This is a genomic window from Pseudomonas sp. LBUM1656 (assembly GCF_059716065.1).
On sequence record NZ_CP166800.1, the window covers coordinates 4,778,274 to 4,803,946 of the forward strand.

The 25,673-nt window shown below is 59.5% G+C and carries 20 protein-coding genes; 8 read left to right on the top strand and 12 right to left on the bottom strand.

The genetic code is table 11. The annotated features are described in order from the left end of the window. The first annotated feature begins 81 nt into the window (after nucleotides 1–81). The gene (locus tag ACA072_RS21540) at nucleotides 82–873 is read left to right on the top strand and encodes a dienelactone hydrolase family protein (protein ID WP_497620456.1); all 792 of its coding nucleotides are present in this window, start codon (nucleotides 82–84) and stop codon (nucleotides 871–873) included. A gap of 172 nt (nucleotides 874–1,045) precedes the next feature. Continuing rightward, nucleotides 1,046–1,771, top strand: a complete 726-nt coding sequence (locus tag ACA072_RS21545) for a 4'-phosphopantetheinyl transferase family protein (protein WP_497620457.1) — start codon at nucleotides 1,046–1,048, stop codon at nucleotides 1,769–1,771. 160 nt (nucleotides 1,772–1,931) lie between these two features. Here ACA072_RS21545 and ACA072_RS21550 read toward each other — a convergent pair whose 3' ends face one another. After that, nucleotides 1,932–3,542 (bottom strand): ATP-binding protein, encoded by a 1,611-nt coding sequence (locus ACA072_RS21550; protein ID WP_497620458.1) that lies wholly within the window; start codon nucleotides 3,540–3,542, stop codon nucleotides 1,932–1,934. Continuing rightward, nucleotides 3,539–4,252 (bottom strand): response regulator, encoded by a 714-nt coding sequence (locus tag ACA072_RS21555; protein WP_074879161.1) that lies wholly within the window; start codon nucleotides 4,250–4,252, stop codon nucleotides 3,539–3,541. Before ACA072_RS21555 ends, ACA072_RS21550 begins: the two co-directional genes overlap by 4 nt. Before the next feature lie 732 nt (nucleotides 4,253–4,984). Here ACA072_RS21555 and ACA072_RS21560 point away from each other — a divergent pair. Further along, on the top strand, nucleotides 4,985–7,879 hold the full coding sequence (locus ACA072_RS21560; RefSeq protein WP_497620459.1) for a ribonucleoside-diphosphate reductase subunit alpha: 2,895 nt from the start codon (nucleotides 4,985–4,987) through the stop codon (nucleotides 7,877–7,879). Between the two features lie 301 nt (nucleotides 7,880–8,180). On the opposite strand, the gene flgE is transcribed toward ACA072_RS21560, so the two are convergent. The 6 genes from flgE to ACA072_RS21590 all read right to left on the bottom strand — a co-directional run bounded on the left by flgE (nucleotide 8,181) and on the right by ACA072_RS21590 (nucleotide 13,288). Further along, the gene (gene flgE / locus ACA072_RS21565; protein WP_403106500.1) at nucleotides 8,181–9,494 is read right to left on the bottom strand and encodes a flagellar hook protein FlgE; all 1,314 of its coding nucleotides are present in this window, start codon (nucleotides 9,492–9,494) and stop codon (nucleotides 8,181–8,183) included. A 31-nt stretch (nucleotides 9,495–9,525) separates the two neighbouring features. Further along, nucleotides 9,526–10,251 carry a flagellar hook assembly protein FlgD gene (gene flgD, locus ACA072_RS21570; RefSeq protein ID WP_497620460.1) on the bottom strand — a complete coding sequence of 242 codons (726 nt, stop codon included), beginning with the start codon at nucleotides 10,249–10,251 and terminating at the stop codon, nucleotides 9,526–9,528. A 15-nt stretch (nucleotides 10,252–10,266) separates the two neighbouring features. After that, on the bottom strand, nucleotides 10,267–10,710 hold the full coding sequence (flgC, locus tag ACA072_RS21575) for a flagellar basal body rod protein FlgC (RefSeq protein ID WP_010457154.1): 444 nt from the start codon (nucleotides 10,708–10,710) through the stop codon (nucleotides 10,267–10,269). Nucleotides 10,711–10,713: 3 nt separating this feature from the next. Next, nucleotides 10,714–11,121 (bottom strand): flagellar basal body rod protein FlgB, encoded by a 408-nt coding sequence (gene flgB / locus ACA072_RS21580; RefSeq protein WP_497393621.1) that lies wholly within the window; start codon nucleotides 11,119–11,121, stop codon nucleotides 10,714–10,716. 360 nt (nucleotides 11,122–11,481) lie between these two features. Further along, nucleotides 11,482–12,309 (bottom strand): protein-glutamate O-methyltransferase CheR, encoded by an 828-nt coding sequence (cheR, locus tag ACA072_RS21585; RefSeq protein ID WP_010457158.1) that lies wholly within the window; start codon nucleotides 12,307–12,309, stop codon nucleotides 11,482–11,484. Between the two features lie 46 nt (nucleotides 12,310–12,355). After that, nucleotides 12,356–13,288: a chemotaxis protein CheV gene (locus ACA072_RS21590; protein WP_497620461.1), complete on the bottom strand. Its 933-nt coding sequence runs from the start codon at nucleotides 13,286–13,288 to the stop codon at nucleotides 12,356–12,358. Nucleotides 13,289–13,370: 82 nt separating this feature from the next. Here ACA072_RS21590 and flgA point away from each other — a divergent pair, with 82 nt between their 5' ends. From flgA to ACA072_RS21610, 4 genes are all read left to right on the top strand, one after another. Continuing rightward, nucleotides 13,371–14,132 (top strand): flagellar basal body P-ring formation chaperone FlgA, encoded by a 762-nt coding sequence (gene flgA / locus ACA072_RS21595; protein WP_497620462.1) that lies wholly within the window; start codon nucleotides 13,371–13,373, stop codon nucleotides 14,130–14,132. Between the two features lie 153 nt (nucleotides 14,133–14,285). Continuing rightward, complete coding sequence (flgM, locus tag ACA072_RS21600) at nucleotides 14,286–14,612, top strand: flagellar biosynthesis anti-sigma factor FlgM (protein ID WP_109633993.1); 327 nt, start codon at nucleotides 14,286–14,288, stop codon at nucleotides 14,610–14,612. Between the two features lie 48 nt (nucleotides 14,613–14,660). Next, complete coding sequence (locus tag ACA072_RS21605) at nucleotides 14,661–15,128, top strand: flagella synthesis protein FlgN (RefSeq protein ID WP_497620464.1); 468 nt, start codon at nucleotides 14,661–14,663, stop codon at nucleotides 15,126–15,128. Between the two features lie 92 nt (nucleotides 15,129–15,220). Further along, on the top strand, nucleotides 15,221–15,964 hold the full coding sequence (locus ACA072_RS21610; RefSeq protein WP_497620465.1) for a flagellar brake protein: 744 nt from the start codon (nucleotides 15,221–15,223) through the stop codon (nucleotides 15,962–15,964). 63 nt (nucleotides 15,965–16,027) lie between these two features. Here the strand turns inward: ACA072_RS21610 and ACA072_RS21615 are convergent, their stop codons facing one another. The 4 genes from ACA072_RS21615 to ACA072_RS21630 form a co-directional block, all read right to left on the bottom strand. After that, the gene (locus ACA072_RS21615; protein ID WP_497620466.1) at nucleotides 16,028–17,398 is read right to left on the bottom strand and encodes an MFS transporter; all 1,371 of its coding nucleotides are present in this window, start codon (nucleotides 17,396–17,398) and stop codon (nucleotides 16,028–16,030) included. A gap of 70 nt (nucleotides 17,399–17,468) precedes the next feature. Then, nucleotides 17,469–18,710 carry a glutamine synthetase family protein gene (locus ACA072_RS21620; protein WP_497625027.1) on the bottom strand — a complete coding sequence of 414 codons (1,242 nt, stop codon included), beginning with the start codon at nucleotides 18,708–18,710 and terminating at the stop codon, nucleotides 17,469–17,471. Nucleotides 18,711–19,020: 310 nt separating this feature from the next. Next, nucleotides 19,021–19,713, bottom strand: coding sequence for a sensor histidine kinase (locus ACA072_RS21625; protein WP_497620467.1), 693 nt, complete (start codon nucleotides 19,711–19,713; stop codon nucleotides 19,021–19,023). Further along, nucleotides 19,710–21,314: a response regulator gene (locus ACA072_RS21630; RefSeq protein WP_497620468.1), complete on the bottom strand. Its 1,605-nt coding sequence runs from the start codon at nucleotides 21,312–21,314 to the stop codon at nucleotides 19,710–19,712. Before ACA072_RS21630 ends, ACA072_RS21625 begins: the two co-directional genes overlap by 4 nt. Before the next feature lie 206 nt (nucleotides 21,315–21,520). Between ACA072_RS21630 and ACA072_RS21635 the strand changes: the two genes are divergently transcribed. Then, nucleotides 21,521–25,672, top strand: coding sequence for a CheR family methyltransferase (locus ACA072_RS21635; RefSeq protein WP_497620470.1), 4,152 nt, complete (start codon nucleotides 21,521–21,523; stop codon nucleotides 25,670–25,672). The last annotated feature ends 1 nt before the right edge of the window (nucleotide 25,673 follow it).

The window sequence follows — 25,673 nt, forward strand, 5'->3', positions numbered from 1 at the left end:
CTCCCCCTGAACGCACTCTGAACCTGAGCTGAATCAAATCGACTCGGCTGATTTAATGACTTTTATGCAGGAGATCCGACCATGCGCGTTTTCCTCGCCCTCGTATTACTGGCCTTGAGCGGGCTCGGCCAAGCCGCGATCAAGACTCAGGAAATTCCCTATCAGAGCCCCGACGGCACCCAGCTGATCGGCTATTACGCTTACGACGACGCTATAAAAGGTCAACGGCCCGGCGTGGTGGTGGTGCACGAATGGTGGGGCCTCAACGATTACACCAAGCGCCGCGCCCGTGATCTGGCCGGCCTGGGTTACAGCGCACTGGCCATCGACATGTATGGCGACGGCAAGAACACCGAACATCCGAAGGACGCCATGGCGTTCATGCAAGCGGCGTTGAAAGACAGTGCCGCGTCCAGCGCCCGCTTCCAGGCCGGGCTCGATTTGCTGAAAAAACAACCGCAAACCAATCCGGATAAAGTCGCCGCCATCGGTTACTGCTTCGGTGGCGGCGTGGTGCTGAATGCGGCGCGTCAGGGTGTGCCGTTGGCGGGGGTGGTGAGTTTCCACGGGGCGCTGGCGACCAAAACACCTGCAACGCCGGGCAGTGTGAAGGCGAAGATTCTGGTGGAGCATGGCGCACTGGACAGCATGATCACGGCGGATAACGTCGCGGCGTTCAAGGCTGAGATGGACAAGGCCGGGGCCAACTATCAGTTCGTCAGCCTTGAGGGCGCCAAGCACGGGTTCAGCAATCCGGAGGCGGATCGGTTGGGCCATGGCGATCATGGCGGGCCGGATATTGGCTACAGCAAGGCGGCGGATGAAAAATCCTGGGCGGATATGCAGGCGTTCTTCAAGAAGATCTTTGGTTGATCAGGTAGACCGCGTCGCGGCATTCGCGAGCAAGCCCGCTCCCATATTTGACCGAGTTCTATCAGAAGAAAACGCGATTGAATGTGGGAGCGGGCTTGCTCGCGAATGGCCGCGACACCGATCTCAACCTTTGCACTACCCAGCCTGAGAGCAACCCGGCAAAATGCCCGACATGAATCCCGCCCCCGCCCTACCCGTCTGCTGCACCCCGCTTGATGCCCAATGGCCGCTGCCGTTTGTGCTGCCCGATACGGTGTTGTTGAGCACGCACTTCGATACCTCGCAACTGGCCAGCGATGACTTTCAGCGCAGCGCCATCGAGCCGCCAGCCAGCATCCAGCGTTCGGTGGCCAAGCGTCAGGCCGAGTTCCTGGCCGGCCGGGTCTGCGCCCGGGCGGCATTGCAGCAACTGGAAGGGCTGAGTTTTACCCCGGCCATCGGTGAAGACCGGGCGCCGGTGTGGCCCGCGCATATCAGCGGCTCAATCACCCACAGCACCGGCCGTGCTGCGGCGATTGTGGCGAAGAAAACCGATTGGCGCGGCTTGGGGATGGACCTGGAAAACCTGCTCAACCCTGAACGGGCCGAGCGCCTGGCCGGGGAAATCCTCACCCCGCCGGAGTTGCAGCGCATGGCCGCGGGCCCTCGTGATCAGCTGGCGATGCTGGTGACGCTGACGTTTTCGGTGAAGGAAAGTTTGTTCAAGGCGCTGTATCCGATTGTTCAGCAGCGGTTTTATTTTGAGCATGCTGAAGTGCTGGAATGGACCGAGGCGGGTGAAGTGCGGTTGCGATTGCTGACTGATCTGTCCAGCGAATGGCGCAATGGCACAGAGCTGGATGCGCAGTTCGGGGTGGTGGATGGGCAGTTGTTGAGTCTGGTCAGTATCAAGGCCTGAGAGCGCTTTCCCTGTAGCAGCTGGCGAAGCCTGCGTTCGGCTGCGAAGCAGTCGCTAATCCTGCGCACGCGGTTTATCTGAAACACTGCGGCGCATGGTTTAGCGACTGCTTCGCAGCCGAACGCAGGCTTCGCCAGCTGCTACAGGTTCTGCGCCAATCTCACCGCTTCTCCTGATTCCGCGGCCAGCTCAGGCTGAAGCAAGCCCCGCCCAGGCTCTTGCTCTTGCTGATCAACGCTCGCCCGTCATGCCAGTGAATAATCCGCCGCACGATCGACAACCCCAACCCATGCCCGCCCGACGCCCGGGTGCGGCTGTCGTCAAGACGCAGGAATGGCGTAAAGATTTTCTCCCACGCCGACTCCGGCACGCCCGGCCCGTCATCTTCGATGTCCACCCGGCAACGTTGCTGCCCGACCTGGTAACTGACAGTCACCCGCGACGAAGCATGGCGCATGGCGTTGCTCACCAGGTTCTGGATCGCCCGGTGTAAATAGCGCGGCTCGGCCTCGACCCAGGCGTCGTCGCAATCGGCAGCGGACAGGCACAACCCACGCTGCACCGTGACGTCGGCGCGCAACGGTGCCAGCTCTTCGATCACCTGATTGACCAAGGCATCCAGATCGATCCGCTGGAAATTCAGCGCGGGCGAGCCCTGTTCCAGTCGCGCGTAGGTCAGCATTTCGTCGACCAGTTTGTCGAGGTCTTCGATGTCGTGGTCCATGCCTTCGCGGTATTTCTCCAGGGCCTGTGGCGTGGTGGCCGAGCCGATCATTTCCAGGCCAAAACGCAGGCGCGCCACCGGGGTGCGCAACTCGTGGGATACCGCGCGCACCAGTTCACGCTGGATCGCCAGCAACTGCTGCAAGTGCTCGGCCATGCCGTTGAACGCAGAGGCCAGTCGCCCCACCGAGTCCGCGCCGCGCGCCGGCACGCGGGTTTCCAGGCTGCCCTTGGCAATGCGCGTGGCGGCGGCTTCGAGGCCACGCAAGCGGCGCTCAAGCTGTCGCACCAATAGATAGACGATCAAACCGATCAGGCTCAAGCCGAGGGCTGCGATCAGCACCAGCCATTCCGGTGGATACGGATTCATCTGGTACAGCGGACCGATTTCCAAAACCCACGGCGTGCCGACCATGCCGGCAAACACGCGGATCGAGTCGCCGCCCTTGCCCAGCGCCATCACCGTGTCGCCTTCGGAGATCCGGCGACTCTGGTCTTCGTCCATGTCCGCCTGGTCGACAGTGACCAGGCGCAAGTCAAAACCGAAGCCCTTGTCTTGCTTCAATTGCGCCAGGCGCTTGGGCTGCTCGGCCACCGGCACGCGCACCAGCTCGTCGGCCAACAGGTAAATAGTCGCTCGCGCCAGTTGCTCGCTGATCTGCTGCACCTCGCCCGTGAGAACAAGTTGCTCCTTGTCGCTGACCAGTCGATACACCTTCGCCGCATGCGGACCGGTCTGCTCCACCAGCGCCTGGCCGCGCAGCACGCGGGTGCGCTGCGTCAGGTCGAGGTCGGTCTGGGCAAAGGTCTTCAGCGCCAAGGGAATCCCGAGTAAACGCTCCCACACCAATAAGGCTCGGTGCCGCTCGGTTTCGTTCATCGGGTTCAGGTTGTCGGCCATCAGCGAGAAAGTGCCATGGGCCAGGCGTTCACGGTACTGCTCGCTGCGCACTTGATTGAGCAAGTGCAACGCCAGTACGCCGAGCACCGCGACCAGAATCAGCGCCGCGCACATGCCGCCGTAGATGCGCAGGAAGATCGAGTTCACAGGGTGCAGGCTTCCGGAACGAACAGATACCCTTTGCTGCGGATGGTCTTGATCAGCCGTGGATGCTCCGGGTCGTCGCCGATTTTCGGGCGAATACGCGAGATGCGCACGTCGATGGAGCGGTCCTGGCCGTCATAGCCGATGCCGCGCAGCGCGGTGAAAATCTCTTCCCGGGACAGGATGCGCCCGGCGTTGGCCACCAGCAGCCACAGCAGATCAAATTCGGCGCTGGTCAGTTCGATGCCGTTGTCATTCAGCCAGGCTTCGCGCAAGGCGTTGTCCACCACCAGCGGGCCGAACTGCAGGCGCCGTTGTTTTTCCGGGGCCACTTCAGGGGCTTCGCTGCGGCGCAACAAGGCCTGGATGCGCGCCAGCAGCAACCGTGGACGCACGGGTTTGCACACGTAATCGTCGGCGCCCAGATCGAGGCCCAGAATTTGATCGGTGTCGTCGGTGCGGGCGGTGAGCATCAGGATCGGGCCGTCATACTTGTCGCGAACCTTGCGGCAAATGCTCAGGCCATCTTCGCCAGGGAGCATCAAGTCGAGGATCACCAGGTCCGGTTTCTCCTTGATGATCCGTGCCGCGGCCAAGGCGCCGTTGCCCTCGATCGATACGCGCAGGCCATTGGCTTCCAGGTAGTCGCGGGTCAGTTCGGCCAGACGCTGGTCGTCCTCCACAATCAATACCTGCCAGGCTTCTTGCTCCACGGTGACCTCTGCTTGCCAACAACACTTATAAGGAAGGATCCACCCGTCTTTTTGTCATGATTGGGGAGGATAAGAATGCGTACACACTGGCCGATTGTATAAACGCCGAACGCCGAGAACACAAGCCGGCAAATGCGTTCGGACAACCCGGTTTTTTGTGATAGGGTTCGCGCCCTTAAAAATCCGAATGACTGTTTTCAATCGCTGAAAATCGGTGAAAAACGGTTCGCTCCAGCTAGGTCGCGGCCTACACGCCTGTTCCCTGTTTCACACACAATTTACGCACAGGTTTATCCACAGGTAGTACGTTGCAACACCCTCCAAAACGCATTATCTTGTAGCACGGCGCCAAAAAAACCCTACATGTAGGGTTTTGGCTTAAAAAGCCCAACCACATTTCAGACCAGAAACTCAAGCGCTTTATTGCTGTTTCTGGTTGAACCAAGCGTGATTTTGAAAGCCCAAACCGCACCTGCGGATGGCACCGTTTTTTTAGGCCGGAACAGCCGGAACGGTACGGGTGTTGCTGTCATGACTGTCACCCTGAATGGAATCCGGTTTCGGGCCCTGGCTCGCGACCAAAGACTTCGGCAAGGAAGCGGCATCATTAGCCTTTTCCTACTGTCCCGAAGTTGTTATGCCCGACGCCCGTCGGTTGTAGTGCTTCAGGACAGAACGGTGGGCACCATGAAGGTGCTCAAACAAACATAGAGAATGTGGAGACACTCCCCCATGCAAACCGACACAACTCGCGAGAACCCGCAGGGCACCTTGCCGCAGGCCGCTGATTCGACTTCGGATCTGTCCGCCACCGCGCCTGGCCAACTGCGTGTGATCAAGCGTAACGGCACTGTCGTTCCTTACACCGATGACAAGATCACCGTCGCGATCACCAAAGCGTTTCTCGCAGTTGAGGGCGGCACCGCTGCCGCCTCGTCGCGAATCCATGACACCGTTGCCCGCTTGACCGAACAAGTCACCGCGACCTTCAAGCGTCGCATGCCGTCGGGTGGCACCATCCACATCGAAGAAATCCAGGACCAGGTCGAACTGGCCCTGATGCGTGCCGGCGAGCAGAAAGTGGCGCGCGACTACGTGATCTACCGTGACGGTCGTTCGAAAGAGCGCGCTGCCCACGCACCGACCGAGGAAGCGGTCAACGCTCACCCGTCGATCCGCATCACCCGCGCCGATGGCACCTTTGCTCCTCTGGACATGGGCCGCCTGAACACCATCGTCACCGAAGCGTGCGAAGGCCTGGAAGAAGTCGACGGCGACCTGATCCAGCGCGAAACCCTGAAAAACCTGTACGACGGCGTGGCCCTGACCGACGTCAACACCGCCCTGGTGATGACCGCCCGTACCCTGGTCGAGCGCGAGCCGAACTACTCGTTCGTGACCGCTCGCCTGCTGATGGACACCCTGCGTGCCGAAGGCCTGAGCTTCCTGGAAGTTGCCGAAAGCGCGACTCACCACGAAATGGTCGACCTGTACGCCAAGGCCCTGCCTGCGTACATCGCCAAGGGTATCGAATTCGAATTGCTCAACCCGATCCTGGCCACCTTTGACCTGGAAAAACTCGGCAAGGCGATCAACCACGAGCGCGATCAGCAGTTCACCTACCTGGGCCTGCAAACCCTGTACGACCGTTACTTCATCCACAAGGACGGTATCCGCTTCGAACTGCCACAGATCTTCTTCATGCGCGTGGCCATGGGCCTGGCGATCGAAGAGAAGCAGAAAGAAGACCGTGCGATCGAGTTCTACAACCTGTTGTCGTCCTTCGACTACATGTCCTCGACGCCAACCCTGTTCAATGCCGGCACCCTGCGTCCACAGCTGTCGAGTTGCTACCTGACCACCGTGCCGGATGACCTGTCGGGCATTTACCACGCGATCCACGACAACGCCATGTTGTCGAAATTCGCCGGCGGCCTGGGCAACGACTGGACCCCGGTTCGTGCCTTGGGTTCGTACATCAAGGGCACCAACGGCAAATCCCAGGGCGTTGTTCCGTTCCTGAAAGTAGTGAACGACACCGCCGTTGCCGTTAACCAGGGTGGCAAGCGCAAAGGCGCTGTCTGTGCCTACCTGGAAACCTGGCACATGGACATCGAAGAGTTCATCGAGCTGCGCAAGAACACCGGTGATGACCGTCGTCGTACCCACGACATGAACACCGCCAACTGGATCCCTGACCTGTTCATGAAGCGCGTCTTCGATGACGGCCCGTGGACCCTGTTCTCGCCATCCGAAGTCCCGGACCTGCACGACCTGACCGGCAAGGCCTTCGAAGAACGTTACGAGTACTACGAAGCGCTGTCCCAGTACCCGGGCAAGATCAAGCTGTTCAAGACCATCCAGGCCAAAGACCTGTGGCGCAAAATGCTGTCCATGCTGTTTGAAACCGGCCACCCATGGCTGACCTTCAAAGACCCGTGCAACCTGCGCAGCCCGCAGCAGCACGTCGGCGTGGTCCACAGCTCGAACCTGTGCACCGAGATCACCTTGAACACCAACAAGGACGAGATCGCCGTTTGCAACCTGGGCTCGATCAACCTGCCGAACCACATCGTCAACGGCAAGCTCGACACCGCCAAGCTGGAACGCACCGTGAACACCGCCGTTCGCATGCTCGATAACGTGATCGACATCAACTACTACTCGGTGCCACAAGCGAAGAACTCCAACTTCAAGCACCGTCCGGTCGGTCTGGGCATCATGGGCTTCCAGGACGCTTTGTACCTGCAGCACATTCCTTACGGTTCCGACGCGGCCGTCGAGTTCGCCGACAAGTCGATGGAAGCGGTCAGCTACTACGCGATCCAGGCTTCCTGCGACCTGGCCGACGAGCGCGGCGCCTACGAGACGTTCCAGGGTTCGCTGTGGTCCAAAGGCATCCTGCCGCTGGATTCGCAACAGATCCTGATCGAACAGCGTGGCCAGAAGTACATCGACGTTGACCTGAACGAATCCCTGGACTGGGCACCGGTTCGTGCCCGTGTGCAGAAAGGCATTCGTAACTCCAACATCATGGCCATCGCACCGACCGCGACCATTGCCAACATCACTGGCGTCTCGCAGTCGATCGAACCGACCTACCAGAACCTCTACGTGAAATCGAACCTGTCGGGCGAATTCACCGTGATCAACCCGTACCTGGTTCGCGACCTGAAGGCTCGCGGTCTGTGGGACTCGGTCATGATCAACGACCTGAAGTACTACGACGGTTCGGTGCAACAGATCGAGCGCATCCCGCAAGAACTCAAAGAGCTCTACGCGACGGCTTTCGAAGTGGACACCAAGTGGATCGTTGACGCGGCCAGCCGTCGTCAGAAGTGGATCGACCAGGCTCAGTCGCTGAACCTGTACATCGCTGGCGCTTCGGGCAAGAAGCTGGACGTGACCTACCGCATGGCCTGGTACCGTGGTCTGAAAACCACTTACTACCTCCGTGCCCTGGCCGCGACCAGCACCGAGAAGTCGACCATCAACACCGGCAAGCTGAACGCTGTTTCCAGCGGCGGCAACCACGGTGAAGATTCGGTCCTGGCAGCACCTGCCGGCCCTGCTCCAGTGCCGAAGGCTTGCGCCATCGACGAGCCGGATTGCGAAGCTTGCCAATAAGCTGAGCCGGTGAGCGCTGACAGGCGCTTACCTGGAAACCCCCGATCAGTCCTCTGGATGGGTCGGGGGTTTTCTTTTGCCTCAAGGAAAGTGGTGACTGGGCTGGCCTCTTCGCGAGCAAGCCCGCTCCCACATTGGATCTGGGTGTTCACAGGTGTTGTGTTCACAGCAGATTAAATGTGGGAGCGGGCTTGCCCGCGAAGGGGCCATCACTGACAACGAAAAATTCGGCATCCGAGACAAATCCCGGCCATAAAAAAACCCCTCTCGCGAGGGGTTCTTTATGCAGCGCTATCCAGCATCAGGTCATCTGAATGATGGTCTGCATGATGGTGCTCTGGGTGGAGATGGTCTTGGCGTTCGCCTGGTAGTTGCTCTGCGCCTTGATCAAATCAACCAGTTCGTTGGTCAGGTTGACGTTGGACTCTTCCAGGGAGTTGGACACTACCGCACCCAGCGTACCGGTTTTCGGTGCATCGACACCGGCCACGCCCGAGGCGAAGGTTTCTTTCCAGCGCGTACCACCGATTGGCTGCAAGCCTTGCTCGTTGGCGAAGCTGGCGACCGCAACCTGGCCGATGGCCTTGGTTTGCTGGTTGCTGAAGTTGGCGGTCATGATGCCGCTTTCGTCGATGGTCAGGCTGGAGATCTGGCCAGTGGCGTAGCCGTCCTGATACTGCTGGGTACGGGCAGTCGCCGAGTTGAAAGAGGTGGTTTTGGTCATGTCGAATTTCACCCCCCCAGTGGCCGGAACCGAACCATTAGGGCCCCAGACTTTCGGCGTCACGCTGCCGTTGGTTACCACGCCGGGCACCCAACCGGTCAGATTGAAGGTTTTGCCGGTCACGGCAAAACCCGCACTGCCGGTCATGGTGTTGACGGTACCGTCAGAGTTGAAGGTCACGTTGGCCGTCACAGGCACCGGAGGTTCGGTGGCCGGATTGGAAGGCGAACGACCGTCCACGTAGGTGTACACGGTCCACGCGTTAGTACCGGTTTTTACGTAATACTGATCCAGAGTGTGCTGGTTACCCTGGCTGTCGTAGATCGGTGTGGAGATTGGCTTGTTATAGCTCAATGGCTCGGCCGGGTTGAACGGCGTAACGGTCGGAAGGGTTTCCGAGGAGTTAAGGTTCATGGTCTGGTCGACGCGAGTGGTCGCCTTTGGCGACAGGCTCGAGGTGTCGATTTTCAGGTCGGTCAGCACACCATTGATGATCTTGCCGTTGTCATCAACGCCGTAACCTTGCAGACGGTTACCGTTGTTGTCGACAACATAGTTTTCAGCGTCAGTCTTGAACGCGCCGGCACGGGTGTAGCTCAGGGAACCGTTGTCGCTGAGGATGAAGAAACCGTTGCCCTGGATACCCATGTCCAGCACGTTGCCGGTGTTGTTCACATCGCCCTGACCGAACTGCTGGGCAACGTTGGCCAGACGCACGCCGTTGCCGACGGTCTTGCTGCCGGTACCCAGGCGCGTGGCCGAATACACGTCTTCGAATTCTGCACGGGACGATTTGAAACCGGTGGTCGCGACGTTGGCGATGTTGTTGCCGGTCACGTCCAGTTGTTTGTTGGCTGCATAGAGACCGCTAAGGCCGATATTGAAAGACATATTCCACTCCTTTGTGCCGTGTTAGTCGGCTCTATATACCAATGGTCTGTACTTTGGACAGGGCAACACTGCCCAGGCCTGCCAGGTTCAGCATCAACTCACCGCCGGTCTGGCTGATGGTCACGCTGTTGACGGTTGCCGGCAGGAAAGTCACCAGCGAGGTCGCCTTGCTGTCGTAAGTCGCGGTGGCGGCAAATTTGTAAGTGCCGGCCTTGGCCACTTCGCCCGCATCGTTCTTGCCGTCCCAGATGAAGCTGGCGTTGCCGGCTTTCTGGCTGCCCAGATCGATGGTGCGGACCACTTTGCCATCGGCGTCGGTGATCTTGACCATGACTGGATCCACCGATGCCGGGACAACGGCCGTGCCGTTGAAGCTCTTGGAGGTATCGACAACCGCTGTGTCGGTCTGCGCGACCACCGAACGGCCCACCAGCGAAGACGCTTGCAGCGCCTGCGAGGAGTTGTAGTTGCCGGCAATGCCGCTGACGGTATCGTTCAGCGTGGTGATGCCTTCCAGGCTACTGAACTGTGCCAGCTGAGCCACGAAATCACCGTTGTCCTGCGGCTCAAGCGGGTTCTGGTTTTTCAGCTGGGTGACCAGCAATTGCAGGAATGCATCCTTGCCCAACGCCTTTTTGCCGGTGGCGCTGTTCGTCGCCGAGGCCAGGCCGTCGCTGCTGGTGTTATTGGTCTTGACCGAAGAATTGGCCAGGACGTCCTTGATGTTCACGCCGCTGGTGGTATCGGTAACACTCATCTGAGTCGCCCCTTATCACTGACCGAGGGTCAGGACCTTCTGCATCATGGTTTTGGCGGTGTTCATCATTTCGGCGTTGGTCTGGAACGAACGACTGGCGGAAATCATGTCGGCCATTTCTTCGACGACGTTGACGTTCGGGTAGTAGACGTAGCCCTTGGCATCGGCGGCCGGATGGTTCGGCTCGTAACGTGCGTCCAGGTTGCTCTGGTCTTCGACCACGCCCAGCACTTGCACGCCTTGACCGGCGGCGTCCTGATTCTGGAACAGCGAATCGCTGCCGCCGCTCTGGCCGCCCTGGAACATGGTGGCGAATACCGGGTGACGGGCGCGATAGGTCTGGTCGATGCTCGACGAGACGGTTTCGGCGTTGGCGATGTTCGAGGCCACGGTGTTCAAGCGCGTGGTCTGAGCGCTCATGCCGCTACCGGCAATGTTGAAAACACTGGATAGGGACATGAATTACTCTCCGCGCAGGGCTGACATCAGCCCTTTGAATTTGCTGTTGAGCAGGGTGAAGCTGGCCTGGAAGCCGACGGCGTTTTCCGCGTAGTTCGACTGTTCCAGTTGGGCGTCCACAGTGTTCTGGTCGATCGACGGCTGCATCGGCGTGCGATACATCAGCGACTCGTCGCCATTGCCCAGGCCTTCGGCCTCGATATGACGGTTGTTGGTCATGTTCAAGGCAAACGTGCCGCCCTTGGATTTCTCGTTCTGTGCGGCGAGCACCTTGGAGAACTCCAGATCCCGAGCCTTGTAGTTCGGGGTGTCGGCGTTGGCGATGTTGTTGGCCAGGACTTCGGCACGCTGGGCGCGGAAGCCCAAGGCTTGTTCGTGGATACCGAGCGCTTTATCGAAGCTGATGCTCATGTCGGGAAACCTTCGGGTGACCTGATTTTTCGTAACAGAGACATAGCAAGCGGCGTGCCAATTCAAAAAAGCCCGGAAACCGGGGCTTTGCGGGCGGTGGCAAGGCGGCAATGCCAGAAAAGCGGCAACCGATTTCCGCCGCCTGCCGCTTTTCTGCCGCTTGTCACTGGCAACGACTATCCAAATGTGGGAGCGGGCTTGCTCGCGAATACGTCGTGTCAGTCGACATCTGCATAGCCTGACCCACCGCTTTCGCGAGCAAGCCCGCTCCCACAGGGGATTGAGGTGTTCTAGGGAAATCATCAGGCACAAAAAAACGGGAGCCGATGAGGGCTCCCGTTTTTTGATGCTGCCAACCAATCACTTCGCCTGGTAAATGATCCCCGGGCTGCACTGGACCATCTGGTAATGATCCGGCAAACCGTTCAGCGCCTCGGAGGCGCCGAGGAACAGATAACCGCCCGGCTTGAGCGTGCTGTGAATGCGCAACAGGATGTCTTTCTTCACCTCGGCGGAGAAGTAGATCAGCACGTTGCGGCAGAACACGATGTCGAACTTGCCCAGGGCCGCGTAGCTGTCCAGCAGGTTGAACGAGCGAAATTCCACGCGGCTCTTGATCGGCGCCTTGATGGCCCAGCGTCCTGGCCCTTTCGGGTCGAAGTAACGCTGAAGGCGCTCGGGCGACAGACCACGGCCGATGGCCAGGCTGTCGTACTCGCCGGTCTTGCAGTTGGTCAGCATGGTGCCGGACAGATCGGTCGCGACAATTTGCGCGCCCATCTTCAACTGGCCCATGTTGACGCGCTCGAACTCGTCGATGGACATCGACAGCGAATACGGTTCCTGACCCGACGAGCACGCCGCCGACCAGATCCGCAGACGCTGACCGGGAGCCGCCTTGATCGCTTCGGGCAGCACCTTGTTCTTCAAGACTTCAAACGGATAGGTGTCACGAAACCACAGGGTTTCGTTGGTGGTCATGGCATCCACCACCATCTCGCGCAAACCGCTGCGCGGCTGGGTCTGGATGCGCTGAACCAGCTCACCCAGGGACTTGATGCCTTGCTGCTCCATCAGTTTGTTGAGACGGCTCGAGACCAGGTACTGCTTGTTTTCACCGAGCAAAATGCCACAGGCTTTTTCCAGGAATACCCGGAACTGTTCGAAATCCAAATTACCCGTAGACAAAGATGCCGCCTCTTAAATCGTGTTAACCACCAGGGGCAGAAGGCCCCTAGCTGATATCTGCTGCTTTGATCCGGTCGACTACCCGGGATGCCAGGTCATCAGGACGGAACTTGGCAAGGAAGTCATCCGCACCGACTTTCTTGACCATCGCCTGATTGAATACACCCGACAACGAAGTATGCAGGATGATATGAAGCTTTTGCATGCGCGGGTCGTTGCGGATCTCGGCCGTCAGGGTGTACCCGTCCATTTCCGGCATCTCGATGTCGGAAATCATCATCAGGAACTCTTCTTCCGGCTTCTTGCCGTCATCGACCAGCTTGCGCAGGTAGTCCAGCGCTTGCCTGCCGTCGTTCAACGCCACCACTTCGACGCCGACCGTCTGCAGGCAACGGGTCACCTGCTTGCGCGCCACCGACGAGTCATCGACCGTCAATACCCGCAACGACAACGCCTTGTGCTGGGTTTCGACATCCACTACGCCGACCGAAATCGCTTCCGGTGTCGGCGCGACTTCCGCCAGCACTTTCTCGACGTCGATGATTTCGACTAACTGATTGTCGACCCGAGTCACAGCCGTCAGGTAATGATCGCGTCCCGTGCCCTTGGGTGGCGGATGAATCTCCTCCCAGTTCATGTTGACGATGCGCTCCACCGATCGCACCAGGAAACCCTGGGTCTTGGTGTTGTACTCCGTGATGATCACGAACGGGTTGCTTTGATCTTTAAGTGCGCCGGAGCCTGTCGCCATCGCCAGATCAAGAATCGGAATGGTCGCCCCCCGGATATTTGCCACACCGCACACGACAGGACTGGACTTGGGCATCAAGGTCAGTTTGGGGCATTGCAGCACTTCCCGAACCTTGAACACGTTGATCCCATACAGCTGCTGGCCGTCGAGACGGAACAACAACAGCTCAAGGCGATTCTGCCCAACCAGTTGCGTGCGCTGGTTTACCGCATCCATTACACCAGCCATGCACAGACTCCTACACCAACGCTTAAGTGTGTTGCGACGCACATTTATTGCTAAACGGCACGGCGCTTGCTTTTTAACTCTTATGAACACAGAACCGACATTTTTCCGACGCCTGACATCAACTTCCCGCAAATGGCTTTGCGCGATGTCGGCCGTTTGCCTGTTCAACGCTGGCAGCCCTGCCCTTGCTGACGCGGTTACCTTGCCTGACATGCTTATCGGCGTCACTCAGGGCTTTCTTGAATTCACCGTAGAGGACTATTTGGCCACCAGTCAAACGGAAGGCCGCTACGAAATCGAGGTCAACCAGCTCGATCCGCGACTGCGCATGCCCATGTGCGACAAGGAATTGACAGCCACCCTGGAGAGTCCGGCGACCCCGATCGGACGGGTCACGGTCAAGGTCCGCTGCGACAGTACGTCCCCCTGGACGGTCTTCGTACCCGCTCAAGTCCGCCTGTTTCGGGACGTTGTCACGACCACGCGGCCGCTCAAGCGCGCTGGGGTCATCGAGCCCGGCGATGTCATGCTGCGCGAGCGGGACATCAGCCTGATCAACCAGGGTTATTTCACCTCCATGGAACAGGCCATCGGGCAGAAACTTACCCGACCAACGGTTGCCAATCAGGTGCTGACGCTGGTTCATCTTGAACAGGCGGAGGTCATCAGCAAGGGCGATCAAGTGGTGATTACCGCCCGCAGTGGTACGCTCAGTGTGCGTATGCCGGGCGAAGCCCTGTCCAACGGCGGCCTGCGTGAACAGATTCGGGTGAAAAACCTCAACTCCCAGCGGGTCATCAAGGCGCAAGTCATGGCGCCGGGCCAGGTGGAAGTAGCCATGTAGAACGATCTGAGGGTGAAAGATGGCGCGCCGCCCGGCTGTTCCCTAAACTGTGCCAAGCGCTGGCGCATGCAAGCTCATTGATAAATGGGCCTAAAGTTTTCGCAGGGAGAGCCGAAAACATGGCAAGCGTCCAAATACCCAGAGGTTTTTATCATGGTCATCGATTTCAGCCGTTTGAACAGTTCCTCATCACTTACCGGTAGTACGCGTACCAGCACCGCGAAGGAAACTGCCGAAACCGGCAAATCCGCGCCGCTGAATACCCCGGCCGAACAGGCCAGTACCGCCAAAAGCGGGGAATCGGTACACCTCAGCAATGAGGCTCAACAGTTGCAGAAGGTCACTGACAAGCTGCGTGATCAGCCTGCCGTCGACAACGCCCGCGTGGCGGAGTTGAAAGCAGCGATTGCCGATGGCAGCTATAAAGTCGACAGCAACCGTGTAGCCAGCAAACTGCTCAACTTCGAAGCCCAGCGCTAGGCCACGGCCTGCGCCAGGCTTTTGGACGCTTAAACCCCAAGGCCAGCCATGCACGACACTAATTTACTGCAACTGATCACCGACGATTTTGCTCCAGCACACTACTTGCTGGAGTTACTGCAAACCGAATCCATCGCTTTGCACGGTCGCGACATGCCGCTGCTCGAAGATATTCTGGCGCAGAAACAGGCAATGATCATTCTGCTTGAACAGCATGGCCGCAAGCGCAGCGAAATCCTCGCCAGCCTGAACCTGCCGACCAATCGTAACGGCCTGGAGCAACTCGCCAGCCAGTCGAGCATCGGCGATCAGTTGCTGGAACAGAGCGACAAACTGACCGATCTCCTGGCTCAATGCCAGGCGGCCAACGTCAATAATGGCCAGTCGATCCTGGTCCAGCAGGCCGCCACGGCCAATCAGCTGAAAATCCTCACCGGCGGCGAACCGCCAGCGCTTTACGATGCCCGCGGATCAACCTCCATGCTCGCGAAGCCGCGCCCGCTTAGTCAGGCTTGAGCCTGTTAATGAGCACGCTCTATCAAGACGCGTCACATGCTGGCAGTATGCTGGCAAGTCGCAGTCAAATTTTGTCTGGAGAATGATGAACCGTGTTCAATGCCTTAAACGCGGACGATGCTCCGCAGCCACCCAAGGTGCTATCCACGCCGATGGAGATCGCCGGTAGTCTGCGGCAGCTGCAAGAGAGCCACGACCCGCTGATCATCACGTTCCACGAACGCAGCCAGCGCTTCCAGAGCTATCTGGTGGACGTCGACCGTGACGGCAACCGCATTGCCCTGGACGAAATGGTGCCTCGCGACGGCGAACGTTATCTGCTGGCCGGCGAACCCTTTCGCGTTGAAGGCTTCCACGACGGCGTGCGCATCGCGTGGGAAAGCAACGGCCCGCTGACCATCGATGAGTCCGGTGATCGCTGCTATCGCGGCACCCTCCCCGATGAAGTGGTCTACCACCAGCGCCGCAATGCCTTCCGGGCTGCGTTGAAGCTGGCGCAACTGGTCGATGTCGAACTGGGCGGCGAAAAGCTCAAGTTCCCGATCAGAGGCAAGCTGCTGGACATTTCCGCCACTGGCTGCAAGCTGCGCTTTGAAGGTGACATCACCCCCCGGCTGCAACTGGGCCAGGTCTACGACCGCTTTATTGCCGACCTGCCCTTCGGCAGCATGACCGCACCGGTAGAATTGCGTTACTTGCACTTCGAAGAAAGAATCTCCACCACCTTCGCCGGCATCCGCTTCCACAACATGAGCGGACTGGTGCAGCGCCAGGTCGAACGGTTCGTCTATCAGCTTCAGCGTGAAGCGCGCCGCTTCGATAAAGACGACATCTGATACGACGCTTCAACAAAAAACGGGCAGTCCCTTGCGGTGACTGCCCGTTTTTTATGCGTCGGTTTAAGGCCTGGCTTCGGTAAAACTTTGCTCGCGGCCCGCGTCCGGGTCTTCGGGTGGTGGATCGGTTTCGGGATCCGGTTCGGGTTCAGGCTCCGGTTCCGGGCTGATCGGGTTTTGCATCTGATCCTGCACCACCTGCTCATCGACCCGCGGGTCAAGGCACGCCACCAGCGGCGAACTCGACATGCTGTCCGGCATGGCCACGTGATGCAGCGGCGCATCTTCAACCTGGTGCAGATTGGTGACCGCTTTCGGACGGATCCGCCACACCAGCACCAACGCGAAGAAACTGAAGAAGGCATACAGCATGTGGCTGCCGAACAGCTTCATCAGGACACCGGCCACCAACGGCCCGATACTGGCGCCAACGCCGTAGGTCACCAGCAACATCGCGGTCAGCGACACCCGACGATCACCTTCGACGTGGTCATTGGAAAACGCCACGGCCAGCGGATACAGGCAGAACATCACCAGCGAACAGAAGAACCCGGCAACAAACAGAACCTCCAGCGGTACCTGTTGCATGATTGCCAGCGGCAACGCGGTCAGGGCCAGGACCACCGCAAAACAGCGGATCAACAACGCCCGGTCATAACGGTCGGACAGCCAGCCCAGCGGCCACTGCACCAGCAGTCCGGCAAAAATGCAGCTACCCATGAACAGACCGACCTGCTCGGTGGACAGCCCTTGCTGCGACGCATACAGCGGCGCCAGACCGTAGAAGGAACCGATGATCAGCCCCGCCCCCAGCACCGTACTCAACGACTGCGGCACGCGTTTGATGAAGAAGCGCGGTTCCATCGGCGCCGGATGCAATGGCGCCGGGTGAATCCGCCGTGTCAGCGCCACCGGCACCAGGCACAGCGCGAAGCACAGGGCGACCAGCATCAGCAGTTCCAGGCCCAAGGCCGGGTGCATGACCAGAATCAGCTGACCCAACACCAGCCCCAGATAGGAAGCGATCATGTAGCCGCTGAACACCGTACCGCGCTGCGACGCTTCGGCCTGCTCATTGAGCCAGCTTTCGATGACCATGTACTGGCACATCATGCCAAGGCCGACGATCACCCGCAGGAAGATCCACGCCGGCAGCCAGTCGACCAGGCCGTGGCCGAGCACTGCCGCGCCGACGATCCCGGCGCAGGCCGAATAGGCGCGAATATGCCCGACCCGGGCGATCAGTCGGTGACCGATCTTGCCGCCCAGTACCAGGCCGAAATAGTTGGCCGCCATCAACGCACCGACCCACAGGCTGTCGACATTATCTGCCGCCAGGCGCAAGCCCAGGTACGTACTCAGCAAGCCAGAGCCGATCAACATCATCAGCGAGGCAAAATAAAGCGCTCGAAAAGGTTTCCAGATTTGGCGCATCGGCGTTCCGAGCGGCTCCTTGCGGTGAGAAACGGGCTATCCGAAAAGATAGCCCGAAGACGACAGGTCGTCAGGCCTGGGTGGCCAGGACACGGCGCTCCCAGGGAGTAATTTCATCAAAGAAGCTGGTCAATTCCATGGTCTTCGAAGCGACGTAGCCTTCGATGAACTCCTTGCCAAACAGTTCCTTCGCCAATTGGCTACGTTTCAGACGCTCAAGAGCGGCGTGCAAGGTACACGGTAACGAAAGATTATCCGGGACCTCGAACTCGCCCTGGATCGCCTCGCTCGGCTCCAGTTGGTTTTCGATGCCATACAAACCGGCGGCAAGGCTGGCGGCGATTGCCAGGTACGGATTGGCATCGGCCCCCGGCAAACGGTTCTCGACCCGACGAGCGGCCGGCGAACTGGCGGGAATGCGCAATCCGGCAGCCCGGTTATCGTGGGACCAGCAGGCATTGTTCGGCGAGGCAAACGGATGGCACAAGCGCTGATAGGAGTTCACGTTGGGCGCAAACAGCGCGGTGAAGTCCGCCATGCCGGCCTGCTGGCCACCAATGAAGTGACGGAAGGTCGCCGTCGGCTCACCGGCCTCGTCGCTGAACACGTTACGCCCGCTGCCGATCTCGACGATGCTCTGGTGAATGTGCATCGAACTGCCCGGCGTGTGCGCCAGCGGTTTGGCCATGCAGACCACGGTCAGGCCGTGCTTGAGTGCGACTTCCTTGAGCAGATGCTTGAACAGGAATGTCTGGTCGGCCAGCAGTAACGGATCGCCGTGCAGCAAGTTGATCTCGAACTGGCTGACGCCCATTTCGTGCATGAAGGTGTCGCGTGGCAAGCCCAGGGCCGCCATGCAGACATACACCTCACTGAAGAACGGCCGCAAACCGTTATTGGAACTGACGCTGAACGCCGAATGGCCTTCCTCGCGCCGACCGTCCAGGCCCAGCGGCGGCTGGAACGGTTGCGTCGGGTCGGGATTGGGCGCGAACACGAAGAATTCCAGCTCGGTCGCCACCACTGGCGCCAGGCCCAGTGCCGCGTAACGCGCGATGACTGCCTTGAGTTGGCCACGGGTCGACAGCTTCGAGCTCTCGCCGGTCAGTTCATCGGCGTCGCAAATGGCCCATGCCCGTGGTGACTGGCTCCAGGGTAAGCGGTGGATGTGCGCCGGGTCAGGCACCAGCGCCAGGTCGCCATCATCGCTGCCGTAAAAACGTGCGGGCGGGTATCCGCCCATGATGCATTGCAGCAGCACACCCCGCGCCATCTGCAAACGACGTCCTTCGAGAAACCCCTCGGCGGTCATGACCTTGCCACGGGGCACGCCGTTCAGATCCGGCGTAACACATTCAATCTCATCAATGCCCGTCAATCGCTGCGCGAGTGAACGCTGGCCATCGGTTGTCATGACGCAATCCTTTGTAATTGTGCGAGCCGCGAACGGCGACCCGTACAAAATAGGCTCCGCCTGTTCGGAATATCAAGCAGCGCACACAAAGAAATCACGATCCCTTTGTAGGAGCTGTCGAGTGAAACGAGGCTGCGATCTTTTGATCTTGAAAAACAAGGATCGCAGCCTCGTTTCACTCGACAGCTGCTACAGGGTCTCGTGTTTATCAGGGGAGGTAGAGACTGAACACACCGCCGCCCAACGGGCCGCCGTTGCTGATTCGGGTGCGCCCGCCCACGCCATTGCGCTGGTGCAGCGCGGCGATCCGTCCGGCGAAGTACAGGCCCAGGCCGGTGCTGCTACTGCTGTAGTTGATGCCCTGCACGTAGTCCGCCTGAAGCTCGATCATCTGTGCTGGATAACCGTCGCCATCGTCGTTGATGGTCAGCACCAGTTGACCGTCCTCATCGCTGACGCTGATCAGCAGTGTCTGGCGGGCATAACGAATGGCGTTGGTGATGGTGTTGGCCAGCACCGAGGCCACCAGCTCCCGGTCGAAGAAACCCAGGGGGCTCAACGGGTCGACTTCGTAGGTCGCGACAATGCCGCGACTGGCGAACACCTCTTGATGACAGGCCAACTGCGCTTCGAGGAAGTCATCCAGATCATGGTAGGCCGGCTGCAACGGCAGCTGATTGACGCCCAGTTTGTACAACCCCAGCAACTGCACCAGCATGCCGTTGAGGTGAGCGAATTCGTATTCGATGACACCCTGCTCCGGGCTGTGCTGCTCGGGATCGGGCAGACGGGCCAGCCATTGGCTGTGCGCCTGCATCAGCATGGCCAAGGAGTTTTTCATGTCGTGCACGGTGGAGGCAATCACCGTCGAGAAATCCAGTGTCGTGTTGTCTTGGCTCATCCGCTGAACGCCTTGATTTTCAGTTTCTGGTAGCGCGGATACCGCGCGTCGGTGTCGGGCATCATGCCGACCAGTTTCAGGCAGGCCCGGCATTCATCCAGTTCGGCCGACGGTACGCTGGTGTCCGTGCCGTGCAGCAGCGACTGCGCCATGTTCAGCGCGATACTGATGTTCTTCGGTTGCATGTGCAGGGCCTTGCGAAACACCGCCCGGGCTTCGGCCAGGTTGCCGGTCTTGTACACCTGCACGCCTTGACGGTTGAGTTCGGAGGCCGCGTTGCTCTGGCTGAGAATCGTCGGGTCGTCAGTCAATTTGGCGATGCCTTGCATCACCACAGGATCGTCACCGTAGATTTCCGCGCAGTTTTTCAGCATCGACGCACCGGCGCTCGCCTGACCCAGCATTTGCAGTTGCTTGGCCACCAGCAGCGCCGCTTCGGCGCTCATGAACTGCTCCATGCCATCGAGGCGCATCATCGCCTGCTCGGTGAGCTTCTCGGCGGTTTCGGCGTCGTTGAGCAACAGGCTGGTGGCTTTCATCAGACGCGCCCGAATCTGCAGACCAGGGTCGGAAGGATTCTCCTTGGCCACCAGACTGAGGGTCGTGTTGATTTCCAGGCGGGTGCGGGTATCCAGACCTTTCTCGCTGCCCTTGCTGATCAGGGCGTGGGCCAGACCCAGGTTGCTTTCGGCATCCTTGAAACGTGACTGCGCGCCTTGGGACACGGCCTGGCGATAAGCCTTGGAGGCCGTGTCGTAATCTTCGTTGGTCATCGCCAGTTTGCCCAGCAACGCTTGCCGACGCACGGCCAGCGGCGACAGGCGAATCGCTTCTTCCAAGACTTTCTGCGCGCCTTTGGTATCGCCTTCGACCACCAGCACGTCGGCCATGCCGTCATACAGCGCCGGCATCATCGGAAACACCTTCAGGGCTTTTTCGTAAATGCCCTTGGCCTGGCTGACCTGCCCACGCTTGAACAGCAACTTGCCCAACCCGGCAAACGCCCACGGCAACGGACGATCGGCAATGATGCTGTCGTAGAGGCGTTCCAGCGCTTCGTTCTGATTCAGGTCGCGCAAGGCGTCCGCGCGGTAACGCAGGCACAGCGGCGAATAACGGATGTCTTTCTTGCACAGCTCGATGCAGGCATTGAGCACTTCAAGCGGTTTGCCACGATCGAGCGCCTGCAGGATCGGTTTGAGCAGATTCTTGCGTTGCTCCAGACGCTCCAGGCGCTGGGCCAGGCCGGAGCGGTTGAACGGCTTGGTCAGGTAAGCGTCGGGTTCGTGTTCCAACGCGCTGAGCACCATGGCCTGACTGGTTTCGGCAGTGACCATGACAAACACACTTTCATGGCTGATCAGCTTCTCGATCATCAAGTCTTCGAGGACTTGCTGGCCGTTCTTCTTGCCGTCACCCAGGTGGAAATCCTGCAGGATAAAATCGTAGGCCTTCTGCGAACACATGCGCAGCGCCTGCTCCCCGGTGTCCGCGGTGTCGACGTCCTTGACCCCCAGTTCGCGCAGCATGGACCTGACGGAACTGCGGAAATCCGAGAAATCATCGACGATCAGAAAACTCTTTTGGTGATACGACAGCATCGAAGATTTCCAGGCAATTTGAGAAGAAGACCATGACCGTTCGGGTTATCGGCCAGGAGTGCCATTCCCTTGAGAAATCCCGCCTTTGAAGTGTCGCTAAATATTTGAAGGTGTTATTGAAAAACGGGATTATCCTGCTTCATTGGAGTGCGTTTATCTCCTCTTGGACTCAACTCATCCCCCGTCGCCGGTATAAGGCTGAAGTCATGACCACCACTCCCCCACCCTCGGCCGATTCTCCTGAGCGAGAGGCCCTGAGCCCCAGCACACTGGACTTCCCGGTGGTGGGCATTGGTGCGTCGGCAGGCGGGCTGCAAGCCATCAAACTGTTTTTCGAGAACATGCCGCACGACAACGGCATGGCCTTCGTGATCATTCTTCACCTGTCGCCTGACCATCAGAGCATCGCGGACAAGATCATCCAGGAATCGACCCGGATGCCGGTCCTGCAGGTCACCGAGACCGTGCGGATCGAGAAAAACCACGTTTACGTCATTTCACCGGCGCAGCGACTGACCATGAATGACGGCGTGCTTGAGGTCAGCAGCAACGACCTGCGCGAAGCGCGACACGCCTCGATCGATCTGTTCTTCCGCGACCTGGCCGAAGTCCACCGTGAGCGCGCCTTCTGCCTGGTGCTGTCGGGCAGCGGCTCCGATGGCGCGGTCGGCTTGTCGCGGATCAAGGAACACGGCGGCATCACCATGGCCCAGGCGCCGGAAGATGCCGAGTTCGACGGCATGCCCAGGGCCGCCATCGAGACCGGCAATGTCGATCTGGTGTTGCCGGTGGTGGAGATGCCGCAAAAGCTGCTGGAGCTGTGGCAAAACTCACAGGAAATCAGCCTGCCCACCGCCAATGACCCGGAACTGCAAACGTTCGCCTCAGTGTCCGAGCGTGAAGCGGTGCTCGCCGAACAGATGCTCCACGACATCCTGATCCAGTTGCGCACCGGCACCGGTCATGATTTCAAGCACTACAAACGCGCGACCGTGTTGCGGCGTATCGAGCGCCGGATGCAGGTCACGGCGCAACCCGACCTGGGCGCCTATTTCCGCTACCTGCAAAACAACCCCGAAGAAACCAAAGCCCTGCTGGGCGACATGTTGATTGGCGTGACCAACTTCTTCCGCGACCGCGAGGCTTTTGAAGTCCTGGAGCGTGACGTCCTACCGCAACTGGTCAGCGCCGCTGTGTCGGCGCAGCCCGAGAAGGAAGAAATCCGCGTCTGGTCCGCCGGCTGCTCCACGGGCGAAGAAGCCTATAGCCTGGCGATGCTGCTCAACGATCAGCTGCAACTGGACGCCAGCAAAGCCTCGCTGCAACTGTTCGCCACCGACATTGACGAGCGTGCGATCAGCATCGGCCGAGCCGGTCTATACCCGCAAGCAATCGTGACCGACGTGCCGCCAACGCGCCTGCGGCATTACTTCGTCAAGGAAGACGACCATTACCGGATCCGCAAGGAGATCCGCGAAAAGGTCTTGTTTGCCAAGCACAGCCTGTTGTCCGACCCGCCCTTCTCTCAGATCGACTTGATCGTCTGCCGCAACCTGTTGATCTACCTGGATCGCGAAGTGCAGCGTGAAATCCTGCAGATGTTTCACTTTGCGCTGCGCCCGGGCGGCTTCCTGTTCCTGGGTTCTTCCGAGAGCGCGGATGCGTGCCACGAGCTGTTCGCCCCGGTGGACAAACGCAACCGGATCTTTCGCGCGAAGACCGGCACCGCCAATAGCCGACGCACCCCGACCATGCCCCGTGGCGGTTACGTGCGCACCACTATTTCCCGTGAGGCACCGCAAAGCGCGGTGCAGCGCAAACTGTCCGTTGCCGACATTCATCAGCGCGCCCTCGAACGCGCCGCGCCTCCTAGCATGATCGTCGATGCCAACGCCGACGTCCTGCACATGAGCGAAAGCGCCGGGCGTTTCCTGCGCCATGTCGGCGGTGAGTTGTCGCGTAACCTGCTGACGCTGATCCTGCCCGAGTTGCGTCTGGAGATTCGCACCACACTGTTCCAGGTCCAACAGAGCGGTTTGGTCGTGAAATCCCGTGCAGTGCCAATCACCCGCGACAATCGGCGCTACAAGGTCGACCTGATGGCGCAGCCTTATAAGGACGACGAGTCGGACGGCGAGTTCGTCCTGGTGATTTTCGAAGAGGCCGAAGTCGATCCTTCGGAACAGGCCGCCACCACCCTGCTGCAAACCGAAAGCCAGGTGCTGTCCAACCTTGAACGCGAACTGCAACGCACCAAGTTGCACTTGCAGGACACCATCGAACAATCGGAAGTCTCCAGCGAAGAACTAAAGGCTTCCAATGAAGAAATGCAGGCGATCAACGAAGAGCTGCGCTCGGCCACCGAAGAACTGGAAACCAGCAAGGAAGAACTGCAGTCGATCAACGAAGAGTTGCTGACGGTCAACTACGAGCTGAAGACCAAAGTTGAAGAAACCGACAAGATCAACGACTACCTGACCAACCTGATCGCCTCGACCGACATTGCCACGGTGTTCGTTGACCGCAGCATGCGCATCAAATGGTTCACCCCGCGGGCCACGGACATCTTCAGCATGTTGCCGGTGGATACGGGCCGCTCGTTGCTCGACATCACCCATCGCCTGCACTACGAAGACCTGGTGGGCGACGCAGCATCGGTGTTCGAGTCATTGAACATGATCGAGCGCGAGGTCAGCAGCACCGACAACCGCTGGTACATCGCCCGCCTGCTGCCTTACCGCTCCAGCGAAGACCAAATCGACGGCACGGTGCTGACCTTCATCGACATCACCAAGCGCCGCGCCGCCGAAGAAGAACTGCGCCTGGGCGAAGAACGCATGCGCCTGGTGGCCGAAAGCACCCGCGATTACGCGATCATCACCCTTGACGAGCAAGGGGTGATCACCAGTTGGAACAAAGGCGCCGAGCTGATTTTCGGCTACAGCAAGACCGAAGCCGAAGGCGCCTACTACGATTTCATCTTCTCGCCGGAAGACCGCGCCGTCGGTGCGCCTGACAGCGAACTGCTGGCTGTGCGCACTCACGGCCGCAACGATGACGAGCGCTGGCACATGCGCAAGGATGGCAGTCGGTTCTTTTGCAGCGGCGAGGTGACCCTGCTCAGCGGCGATAACTTGCGAGGCTACGTGAAGATCGCCCGGGACCTGACCGGGCACAAACGTCAGCATGAAGCGCAGAGCCAGGAGCTGGCCGAGACCCGCAACACCAGCTACCTCAAGGATGAGTTCTTCGCGGTCATGTCCCACGAGCTCAAGCATCCGCTGAACCTGATCCAGCTCAACGCCGAACTGCTGCGGCGCCTGCCGGTGACCAAGACCCTGGCACCCGCCGCCAAAGCCGTCAACACGATCTGCGATGCGGTCAACAGCCAGGCGCGGATCATCGATGACCTGCTGGATGTCGCCCGAGTCCGTACCGGCAAGCTCAGGCTGCAACCGGTCGCCGTGGACCTTGTCAGCGTGCTGCGGGACATCCACACCGTGGTCTTCAACGAGCAACACGAAACCACGGTCGAACTGCACGTGCCTTCGCAGCCCTTGATGGTCCATGCCGACCCGACGCGCCTTGAACAGATCATCTGGAACCTGGTGAGCAACGCACTGAAATTCACCCCGCCCAACGGGCACGTGCAATTGATTGCCAGTCAGGCCGGGAACAAGGTGCGGCTGGACGTCAAGGACGACGGCGCCGGCATCACCGCCGAGAACCTGGAGCACGTGTTCGACCTGTTTGGGCAGGCCGAAAAGCAGCATGCCACGCACAACCGTGAAGGGCTGGGGATTGGTCTGTCGCTGGTGCGTCAATTGACCGAGGCACAACGAGGCACGGTTGAAGTGACATCAGCCGGATTGGGCGCAGGCAGTACGTTCAGCGTCTATTTGCCGCTGGCCAAAACCAACGGTGAGGCTCAAGCCGCCACCCCCGTTGAAGAAGCGGCCGGAAGGTTGAGCGGTTTGACCATCCTGTTGGTCGACGACTCCGCCGAGGTGCTGGAAACCTTGAAAATACTGCTGGAAATGGAAGACGCGCAAGTGATCGCCTTCGACCGCCCGGCGGCCGCTCTGGACGCAGCAAAAAGCACGCGTTTCGACCTCATTATTTCGGACTTGGGCATGCCGGTCATGAACGGTCACGAGCTGATGAGCGCATTACGCCAGTTGCCGTTGCTCAAGGATGTGCCGGCCATCGCGCTGACCGGCTACGGCGCCAACAGTGACATTCAGAAATCCCGGCAATCGGGTTTTGATCAGCACATTGGCAAACCGGTGTCCTACGACAGCCTGATCGAAACCATCGAGGCGCTGCGGCGTTCTTCGAGTTTACCAATCGGCCAATGAG

Bases quoted from the DNA above. Each gene is read 5' to 3' on its own strand.
- flgC (WP_010457154.1), bottom strand. From the start codon at position 10,710: ATGTCCCTATCCAGTGTTTTCAACATTGCCGGTAGCGGCATGAGCGCT.
- ACA072_RS21540 (WP_497620456.1), top strand. From the start codon at position 82: ATGCGCGTTTTCCTCGCCCTCGTATTACTGGCCTTGAGCGGGCTCGGC.
- ACA072_RS21615 (WP_497620466.1), bottom strand. From the start codon at position 17,398: ATGCGCCAAATCTGGAAACCTTTTCGAGCGCTTTATTTTGCCTCGCTG.
- flgD (WP_497620460.1), bottom strand. From the start codon at position 10,251: ATGAGTGTTACCGATACCACCAGCGGCGTGAACATCAAGGACGTCCTG.
- flgA (WP_497620462.1), top strand. From the start codon at position 13,371: ATGAACACAGAACCGACATTTTTCCGACGCCTGACATCAACTTCCCGC.
- ACA072_RS21620 (WP_497625027.1), bottom strand. From the start codon at position 18,710: ATGACCGCCGAGGGGTTTCTCGAAGGACGTCGTTTGCAGATGGCGCGG.
- ACA072_RS21605 (WP_497620464.1), top strand. From the start codon at position 14,661: ATGCACGACACTAATTTACTGCAACTGATCACCGACGATTTTGCTCCA.
- flgM (WP_109633993.1), top strand. From the start codon at position 14,286: ATGGTCATCGATTTCAGCCGTTTGAACAGTTCCTCATCACTTACCGGT.
- ACA072_RS21560 (WP_497620459.1), top strand. From the start codon at position 4,985: ATGCAAACCGACACAACTCGCGAGAACCCGCAGGGCACCTTGCCGCAG.
- ACA072_RS21625 (WP_497620467.1), bottom strand. From the start codon at position 19,713: ATGAGCCAAGACAACACGACACTGGATTTCTCGACGGTGATTGCCTCC.
- ACA072_RS21630 (WP_497620468.1), bottom strand. From the start codon at position 21,314: ATGCTGTCGTATCACCAAAAGAGTTTTCTGATCGTCGATGATTTCTCG.
- ACA072_RS21545 (WP_497620457.1), top strand. From the start codon at position 1,046: ATGAATCCCGCCCCCGCCCTACCCGTCTGCTGCACCCCGCTTGATGCC.
- flgE (WP_403106500.1), bottom strand. From the start codon at position 9,494: ATGTCTTTCAATATCGGCCTTAGCGGTCTCTATGCAGCCAACAAACAA.
- flgB (WP_497393621.1), bottom strand. From the start codon at position 11,121: ATGAGCATCAGCTTCGATAAAGCGCTCGGTATCCACGAACAAGCCTTG.
- ACA072_RS21635 (WP_497620470.1), top strand. From the start codon at position 21,521: ATGACCACCACTCCCCCACCCTCGGCCGATTCTCCTGAGCGAGAGGCC.
- ACA072_RS21590 (WP_497620461.1), bottom strand. From the start codon at position 13,288: ATGGCTGGTGTAATGGATGCGGTAAACCAGCGCACGCAACTGGTTGGG.